Origin of the sequence: Peribacillus sp. NPDC097675 (assembly GCF_050277655.1) — a bacterium.
GTDB lineage: Bacteria > Bacillota > Bacilli > Bacillales > DSM-1321 > Peribacillus.
Map to the genome: position 1 here is coordinate 44970 of NZ_JBNNSK010000019.1, position 8068 is coordinate 53037.

General features: G+C 40.5%; 9 protein-coding genes. All 9 read left to right on the plus strand.

Features of this window, described 5'->3' with window-relative positions; genetic code table 11:
- Nucleotides 1-22: 22 nt before the first annotated feature.
- The 9 genes from hslO to lysS all read left to right on the plus strand — a co-directional run bounded on the left by hslO (nucleotide 23) and on the right by lysS (nucleotide 7643).
- Nucleotides 23-904 carry an Hsp33 family molecular chaperone HslO gene (gene hslO / locus ACQKL5_RS20490; protein WP_427610683.1) on the plus strand — a complete coding sequence of 294 codons (882 nt, stop codon included), beginning with the start codon at nucleotides 23-25 and terminating at the stop codon, nucleotides 902-904.
- A gap of 21 nt (nucleotides 905-925) precedes the next feature.
- On the plus strand, nucleotides 926-1825 hold the full coding sequence (locus tag ACQKL5_RS20495; protein ID WP_427610684.1) for a peptidyl-prolyl cis-trans isomerase: 900 nt from the start codon (nucleotides 926-928) through the stop codon (nucleotides 1823-1825).
- A gap of 129 nt (nucleotides 1826-1954) precedes the next feature.
- Nucleotides 1955-2881 (plus strand): cysteine synthase A, encoded by a 927-nt coding sequence (gene cysK, locus ACQKL5_RS20500; protein ID WP_427610685.1) that lies wholly within the window; start codon nucleotides 1955-1957, stop codon nucleotides 2879-2881.
- A gap of 160 nt (nucleotides 2882-3041) precedes the next feature.
- Nucleotides 3042-3887: a dihydropteroate synthase gene (gene folP, locus ACQKL5_RS20505; protein ID WP_427610686.1), complete on the plus strand. Its 846-nt coding sequence runs from the start codon at nucleotides 3042-3044 to the stop codon at nucleotides 3885-3887.
- Nucleotides 3880-4239 (plus strand): dihydroneopterin aldolase, encoded by a 360-nt coding sequence (gene folB, locus ACQKL5_RS20510; RefSeq protein WP_427610687.1) that lies wholly within the window; start codon nucleotides 3880-3882, stop codon nucleotides 4237-4239. Before folP ends, folB begins: the two co-directional genes overlap by 8 nt.
- 1 nt (nucleotide 4240) lies before the next feature.
- Complete coding sequence (gene folK / locus ACQKL5_RS20515) at nucleotides 4241-4768, plus strand: 2-amino-4-hydroxy-6-hydroxymethyldihydropteridine diphosphokinase (RefSeq protein ID WP_427610688.1); 528 nt, start codon at nucleotides 4241-4243, stop codon at nucleotides 4766-4768.
- Nucleotides 4720-4932 carry a helix-turn-helix domain-containing protein gene (locus tag ACQKL5_RS20520; RefSeq protein WP_402970801.1) on the plus strand — a complete coding sequence of 71 codons (213 nt, stop codon included), beginning with the start codon at nucleotides 4720-4722 and terminating at the stop codon, nucleotides 4930-4932. The genes folK and ACQKL5_RS20520 overlap by 49 nt, the downstream gene beginning before the upstream one ends.
- Nucleotides 4933-4955: 23 nt before the next feature.
- Nucleotides 4956-5954 carry a tRNA dihydrouridine synthase DusB gene (gene dusB / locus ACQKL5_RS20525; protein ID WP_427610689.1) on the plus strand — a complete coding sequence of 333 codons (999 nt, stop codon included), beginning with the start codon at nucleotides 4956-4958 and terminating at the stop codon, nucleotides 5952-5954.
- A gap of 195 nt (nucleotides 5955-6149) precedes the next feature.
- Complete coding sequence (gene lysS, locus ACQKL5_RS20530; protein WP_427610690.1) at nucleotides 6150-7643, plus strand: lysine--tRNA ligase; 1494 nt, start codon at nucleotides 6150-6152, stop codon at nucleotides 7641-7643.
- The last annotated feature ends 425 nt before the right edge of the window (nucleotides 7644-8068 follow it).

Sequence of the window (8068 nt, forward strand, 5' to 3'; positions counted from 1 at the left end):
AACCAGCATGGGAGGACATATAATGAAAGATTATTTAGTAAAGGCGTTAGGGTATGAGGGGCAAGTGCGGGCATATGCGGTCTCTACAACAGAAACGGTAGGGGAAGCTCAAAGAAGGCATTATACATGGCCGACAGCATCTGCAGCACTCGGTCGTTCTATGACTGCAGGCGTAATGATGGGTGCCATGATGAAAGGTGAAGAGAAGCTAACCATTAAGATTGAGGGCGGAGGACCTATCGGCTCGATTCTCGTTGATAGTAATGCTAAAGGGGAAGTGCGCGGATACGTTACGAATCCACAAACCCATTTTGATTTAAATGAACAAGGGAAACTGGATGTCAGAAGAGCAGTTGGGACGGAAGGGTTATTGACCGTCGTGAAAGACATTGGCTTACGTGATTATTTTTCAGGTCAGGTTCCACTTGTTTCGGGTGAATTAGGGGAAGACTTCACGTACTACTTCGCAACTTCCGAGCAGGTTCCTTCTTCCGTGGGTGTGGGAGTTCTGGTGAATCCAGACAATTCAATTCTTGCTGCGGGCGGTTTCATCATTCAACTAATGCCTGGTGCTACCGACGAAACGATTACCAAGATTGAACAACGGTTAAGTACGATTGTACCCGTTTCTAAAATGATTCAAAATGGATTAACTCCGGAAGAAATTCTAACTGAACTATTAGGAGAGAAGAATGTAGAAATTTTAGAAAAGATAAACGTCGAATTCTCCTGCCAATGTTCAAGGGAGAGGATTTCGAATGCTTTAATCAGCCTTGGGCAAGAGGAAATTAGAGATATTATTGAGACAGATGGACAGGCCGAGGCTCAATGTCATTTCTGTAATGAGACCTACCAGTTTTCAAGAGAAGACCTTGAAGAACTAGAGGGCGAAGCCAAAAAATAAAGAAGACGGGAGATAAGGATTTTGTCTAAACAAAAGCTTAGGGCCATCATTGCCGGTCTTGCCTTATTGAACCTACTGACAATCCTAATCTTTGTCATCTGGCCACTCATCGCTTCCAAGATTTCCTTGGGAGAGGAAACGGCAGCGAGGGTTGGCTCTGAAGATATTTCCCGGGAAGCCTGGATCGATGAACTTGAAAAACGTTATGGTAAAGATCTGCTCGAGGAAATGGTTGATAAAGAGGTAGTTGAACAAGCGGCAAAAAAATATAAAGTGACCCTATCTGATGATGAAGTGGATCGGGAACTTAAGATGATGAAAACGATGTATGGAACCGTTGGTCAGAATCGTAGTAAAAGCAAAGAACAATGGAAGCGGGAAATTAGATCGAACCTCCTTCTCGAGAAGCTGCTTACAAAGGATGTTAAAGTTTCCGAAGCGGTCATGAAAGACTATTATGAAACCAATAAGGACATCTATCGAATACCCACCACCTATCATATTTCCCAGATAACTACATCGACGAAGACAGATGCCGAACAAATCATTAAAGAACTGAAAAAAGGTGTTAAGTTCCCTATATTAGCCATGGAAAAATCACTTGATGAATTTACAGCAAATCAGGGGGGCGACATGGGATATATATCAGAGGATAATGAACAAATATCTGAGACATATATTTCGGCTGCTGAAAAGTTAAAGGTGGGCAAATGGAGTCAGCCTGTGGAGACGGATGAAGGATGGGCCATTCTCTTTTTACATGAAAAAATTGAGGGTAGGCAATATTCCTATAAGGAAGTAAAAGAGCAAATTCATCGCCAAAAGGCTCTTGAACAAATCCAGACGCCAGTTTCCGGTAAGATTTTCTGGGAAGAGTTTGACGTAGACTGGATATATGGAACCGATGACCAGAAGAAATAGTTCGAAAGATATAAAAGAAAATTTTGAAAATTGTAGTTAAACATTGACAATGAACTAGTGAAGCTGTTACCTTTAAATTAATAAAACCAATAAACATACTCGGTATTAATAATAAAAGGAGTGGAGAACATGGCACGTATTGTTAACTCTGTAACAGATTTAATCGGACAAACGCCTATTGTGAAATTAAATAAGCTTCAAAATGAAAATAGCGCAGATATTTATTTGAAACTTGAGTATTTTAACCCTGGGAGTAGCGTTAAAGACCGGATCGCTCTTGCGATGATTGAAGCTGCAGAAAAAAGTGGAGACCTTAAAGCAGGTGATACAATCATTGAGCCTACAAGTGGTAACACTGGGATTGGTCTTGCGATGGTAGCAGCTGCAAAAGGGTATAAATCGATTCTGGTCATGCCTGAAACCATGAGCTTAGAGCGTCGTAACCTGCTTCGTGCATATGGGGCTGATTTAGTCCTGACACCTGGACCTGAAGGAATGAAAGGTGCAATTGCTAAAGCGACTGAGTTATCGAAAGAACACGGATACTTCATTCCACAACAATTCGAGAATAAAGCAAACCCTGAGGTTCACCGTAACACTACTGGCCCGGAAATTGTTGAAGCCTTTGGTGAAGATGGACTGGATGCTTTCATTGCAGGTATTGGAACGGGTGGTACGATTACAGGTGCAGGAGAGGTGCTTCGTGAAAAGTATCCAGATATTAAAATTTACGCTGTAGAACCTGCAGACTCACCGGTATTGTCTGGAGGAAAACCTGGACCTCACAAAATTCAAGGGATTGGTGCAGGATTCATTCCGAGTATATTAAATACAGACCTATATGATGAAATCATTCAGGTAAACACGGATGAATCTTTTGAATACGCACGCCGTGCAGCAAAAGAAGAAGGTATCTTAGGTGGTATTTCATCTGGCGGAGCTATCGCTGCTGCCATTAAAGTGGCTGAGAAACTAGGAAAAGGTAAAAAGGTCCTAGCTATCATTCCGAGTAATGGCGAGCGTTACCTAAGTACGCCACTATATAACTTTGAATAAGATTAATAAAAGGTAATCGAGAAGCAAAGTACCTCCAAGGGTCTTTGCTTCTCTTTTTTTTATGTGAGAATCTACATGATTTCTAAGGTGCTTGCACATTACCGGTGTAAATAGGTAAACTCATATATATGTAGATTGATTAGATGAAGGGGAGCGTCCTATGTCATTAGCGGGTACATCAAAGATAAAATGCGGTACATTCGAATTGGATTATAGCAAGAAGACTTTAATCATGGGTATTTTAAACGTCACACCGGATTCTTTTTCGGATGGAGGAAAATATGATCGGGTAGATTCCGCACTAAAGCATGCGGAGCAGATGGTTAAAGATGGAGCGGATATCCTGGACATCGGTGGAGAGTCCACCCGGCCTAATTATGAGCGAATATCAGATATGGAAGAAATTGAACGGGTCGTACCTGTGATTGAAGCCATTTCGCGTAATATAGAGATACCTATCTCGGTAGATACGTACAAATCTGAAGTTGCAGAAGCGGCGGTGAAGGCAGGAGCTCATATCCTGAATGACATTTGGGGAGCAAAGGCCGATCTGAGAATGGCAAAAGTGGCTGCTAGCTATCAGGTGCCGATTATTTTAATGCATAACCGGGATAATATGGAGTACCAACAATTTATCCGTGACTCTTTGCAAGATCTATTCGAAAGCATTAGGATTGTTAAGAAAGAGGGAGTCTTGGATGAAAATATCATCCTCGACCCAGGTATCGGGTTTGCAAAAGATTTAACGCTGAATTTGGAAATGATGAGGAATCTTGATAAGCTGGTATCATTAGGTTATCCGATACTACTTGCTACATCAAAAAAATCTATGATCGGACAAGTTCTTAATTTACCGCCACATGAACGCTTGGAAGGGACGGCAGCAACAATTTGTCATGGAATTCTACAAGGCTGCCAAATGGTCCGGGTGCATGATGTGAAGGAAATGGGACGGACAGCGAAAATGATGGATGCTCTTATGGGAAAAGGTGAGTTTAATGGATAAGATATTTGTGAATAAGATGGAGTTTTACGGGTACCATGGGGTATTTCCAGAAGAAACGAAACTTGGCCAGCGGTTCAAAGTAGACCTCATTGTAGAAGCGGATTTAGCTCAAGCAGGAAAGAGTGATAATCTCGAAGACTCTATTAATTATGGAGATCTATATGAAGTCTGTAAAGGTGTTGTTGAAGGGAGACCGTATAAGCTAGTGGAAGCCGTTGCGGAAAGAATCGCTTCAGAGTTACTAACCAAGTTTCCGACAATCAATTTATGCACGGTCAAAGTGTATAAACCAGACCCCCCAATAGCAGGGCATTACAAATCCGTTGCCATAGAAATTGTAAGAGGGCGTTAATATGGAGAATATATCTTACTTATCAATTGGTTCGAATATGGGGAACCGTCTTGAAACCTTTCAAACTACTTTCCGATTATTGGATGAACATGCACATATTGAACTTGTATCCTGTTCATCTTTATATGAAACGGACCCGGTTGGGTATACGGATCAAGATTGTTTTTTGAATGCTGTAATTAAGGTGAAGACGGATTTAAAGCCGGAGGAATTATTGCAAACATGTATGGAAATCGAACAAGAGTTAGGGAGAAAAAGGGATATAAGGTGGGGCCCTCGTACTTTAGACCTTGACATTTTACTGTATAATCATGAAAATGTTGAGACGGAGATTCTTTCAATCCCTCATCCTCGAATGCATGAAAGAGCTTTTGTGATTATTCCCTTAATGGAATTGGAACCAGATATTAATCTTCCGAAAATGAATACATCCTTGAGCGACCTGCTTGATAAGATTCCGGATAAAGAAGGAGTTCGATTATGGAAGCTGAAAAATGGGGAAGGCGTATTCGCGCTTTTCGAAAGTTAAAGGGATTTACCCAAGAGGAGTTCGCAAAAGAGATGGGTGTTTCTGTTTCTTTGTTAGGTGAAGTCGAAAGAGGAAACCGTAACCCCTCAGAGGAGTTTTTATTAGAAGTGGTGGATGTTCTTAATGTTTCCATGGAGGATCTTCAACCGCTTGAGGATAAATGAAAGACAGCGTAGGAGGTCACAATGTGTTAAAAATAGGCGATATCGAAATGAAAAACCAAGTAGTGCTTGCTCCGATGGCTGGTGTTTGTAATTCAGCTTTCCGGTTGACCGTCAAAGAATTCGGTGCAGGATTAGTGTGTGCAGAGATGGTAAGTGATAAGGGAATCATTCTTCAAAATGCCAAAACGATGAATATGCTTTATATAGATGAAAGAGAGAAACCGCTAAGCTTGCAAATCTTTGGCGGAGAAAAGAAAACTTTAGTAGAAGCAGCGCGGTTTGTAGATAAAAACACAACAGCGGACATTATTGATATCAACATGGGGTGTCCTGTTCCGAAGATAACGAAATGCGATGCTGGTGCAAGGTGGTTGCTTGATCCCGATAAGATATATGAGATGGTTTCAGCAGTCGTGGATGCAGTAGATAAACCTGTTACCGTTAAAATGCGTATTGGTTGGGACGATGAACATGTTTTTGCTGTTGAGAATGCCAAAGCGGTAGAACGGGCTGGCGGCAAGGCAATATCCCTTCATGGCAGAACCCGCGTTCAACTTTATGAAGGAAAAGCTAATTGGGACATTATTCGAGAAGTGAAAAACTCCATTAACATTCCCTTAATTGGAAACGGCGATGTAGAAACTCCACAAGATGCTGAAAGAATGTTAAAAGAAACCGGTGTTGATGGAGTAATGATTGGCCGGGCTGCTTTAGGCAATCCGTGGATGATCTACAGGACGGTAAAATATTTAGAAACAGGGAAATTGATTGATGAACCTAATGTTCGTGAAAAGATGGATGTATGCGTTCTTCATATGGACCGTCTGATTGCTTTGAAGAATGAACATGTTGCAGTTCGTGAAATGCGTAAGCATGCTGCCTGGTACTTAAAGGGTATCAAAGGGAATGCTAAAGCGCGTAAAGGCATAAATGAATGTGAGACAAGAGAAGATGTAGTCCGCCTAGTTTATGAGCTCGTTGCTGAAGTTGAAGCAAAGGAACAGAATATCCAAATGGTTTGACGTTTGACATTACCTTCCTGTTTTTCTATAATACGTTTATCAAAAACTGCCAGGGAACCTGGCAGTTTTTATCTGTCCTTAAATTATAATTTAAGATAAAAAGCTGTTGAATTCCTTTACTTTATGTAAGAATAAATAGGTATGCAAAAAGAAAGTTATAATAGTAATAAGAGGCTTTGATTAATAGAGATGGAGATGATTTTCGTGAGTCATGAAGAATTGAATGACCAACTGCAGGTAAGACGCGATAAAATGCAGGCTATGATAGACAATGGACAAGACCCGTTCGGCAGCAGGTTCGAACGTTCCCATACTACGCAGGAAATTGTTGATGCATATAGTGAATTGGAAAAAGAAGATCTAGAAGAAAAAGAAATAGAGGTTACCGTTGCAGGTCGTGTTATGACCAAACGTGGGAAAGGGAAAGCAGGATTTGCCAATATACAAGATATAAGCGGACAAATCCAAATCTACGTCCGTTTGGATAAGGTTGGAGAAGAGTCATATCAACTATTCAATCAAACGGATCTTGGTGATATTGTAGGAATCACGGGAGTTATCTTTAAAACGAAAGTCGGCGAACTTTCTATTAAAGCTAAAGATTATGTGTTCCTTTCTAAAGCGCTACGTCCGCTTCCGGATAAATTCCATGGCTTGAAGGATGTTGAGGAACGTTACCGGAAACGTTATGTGGATTTAATTACAAATGAAGAAAGTAAAAACACCTTAATTATGCGCAGCCGTATTGTGCAGGCTATGAGACGCTATTTAGATGACCAAGGGTATTTGGAAGTTGAAACACCGTTATTGCATTCCGTTGCGGGTGGAGCGGCTGCACGTCCATTCCTGACTCATCACAATGCTTTAGATATGCCACTAAACCTAAGGATTGCAATCGAACTTCATTTAAAACGTCTGATTGTCGGCGGTTTAGAGAAAGTATATGAAATCGGTAGAGTATTTAGGAATGAAGGTGTCTCTACAAGGCATAACCCGGAATTTACCCTAATTGAATTATATGAGGCATATGCCGATTATAAGGATATCATGAGCCTAACGGAGAACCTTGTTGCCCACATCGCTAAAGAGGTTATAGGTACGACAACTATCCAGTACGGAGAATATGAGATTGATTTGAAACCAGAGTGGAAAAGACTTCATATGGTTGACGCTGTAAAAGAATATACTGGTGTAGATTTCTGGGCTACCATGAGCAAAGAAGAAGCGCAACAGCTTGCAAAGGACAATGGGATTGAAGTGAAGGATTCCATGGAATTTGGTCATATCGTTAATGAATTCTTTGAACAAAAAGTAGAAGAAAAATTAATTCAACCTACCTTTATTTATGGACATCCGGTTGAAATTTCACCATTAGCGAAGAAAAACCCAGAGGATCCTCGTTTTACTGACAGATTTGAGTTGTTTATTGTAGGAAGAGAGCATGCCAATGCATTCACGGAGTTGAATGATCCTATAGATCAACGCCAACGCTTTGAGGCACAATTAAAAGAGCGTGAACAAGGCAATGATGAAGCACATGAAATGGACGAAGATTTCTTAGAGGCTTTAGAATATGGAATGCCACCAACAGGAGGATTGGGAATTGGGGTAGACCGTCTGGTTATGTTGTTGACGAATTCACCGTCGATTCGTGACGTCCTATTGTTCCCGTTAATGAGACATCGTTAATTCATATTGAAGATTAGAGCCATTAGAACCGGTTTAGGAAGAGGAGATAGCATAGAGCAACGCCTCGATGCGCCCTGTTCCAAATCGGTTTTTGTTTTTTAATTATAATTAATATGAGGTTATCAGAGGGTGAAATGACTACCTTTAATAAAAACTTTGCTATTTTAAAAAAACTTTTTAAAAAGGTATTGCACAGTTTGAATAATGATGTTATATTTATATCTGTTGTTACGAACGAGTTACACACGGATTACAAGTTTTAAAAAAAGTTGTAAAAAGTTGTTGACTCCGGGTTAATAAAGTGTTATTATAAATAAGCTGTCGTAAGGCATTGCTCTTTGAAAACTGAACAAAACAAAGCGCCAACGTAAATTTTGAGTGAGCACACACTATTAAAAAAGCAAAATGAGCAAGTCAAACATTTC

Bases quoted from the DNA above. Each gene is read 5' to 3' on its own strand.
- folP (WP_427610686.1), top strand. From the start codon at position 3,042: ATGTCATTAGCGGGTACATCAAAGATAAAATGCGGTACATTCGAATTG.
- folB (WP_427610687.1), top strand. From the start codon at position 3,880: ATGGATAAGATATTTGTGAATAAGATGGAGTTTTACGGGTACCATGGG.
- folK (WP_427610688.1), top strand. From the start codon at position 4,241: ATGGAGAATATATCTTACTTATCAATTGGTTCGAATATGGGGAACCGT.
- lysS (WP_427610690.1), top strand. From the start codon at position 6,150: ATGATTTTCGTGAGTCATGAAGAATTGAATGACCAACTGCAGGTAAGA.
- cysK (WP_427610685.1), top strand. From the start codon at position 1,955: ATGGCACGTATTGTTAACTCTGTAACAGATTTAATCGGACAAACGCCT.
- hslO (WP_427610683.1), top strand. From the start codon at position 23: ATGAAAGATTATTTAGTAAAGGCGTTAGGGTATGAGGGGCAAGTGCGG.
- ACQKL5_RS20520 (WP_402970801.1), top strand. From the start codon at position 4,720: ATGGAAGCTGAAAAATGGGGAAGGCGTATTCGCGCTTTTCGAAAGTTA.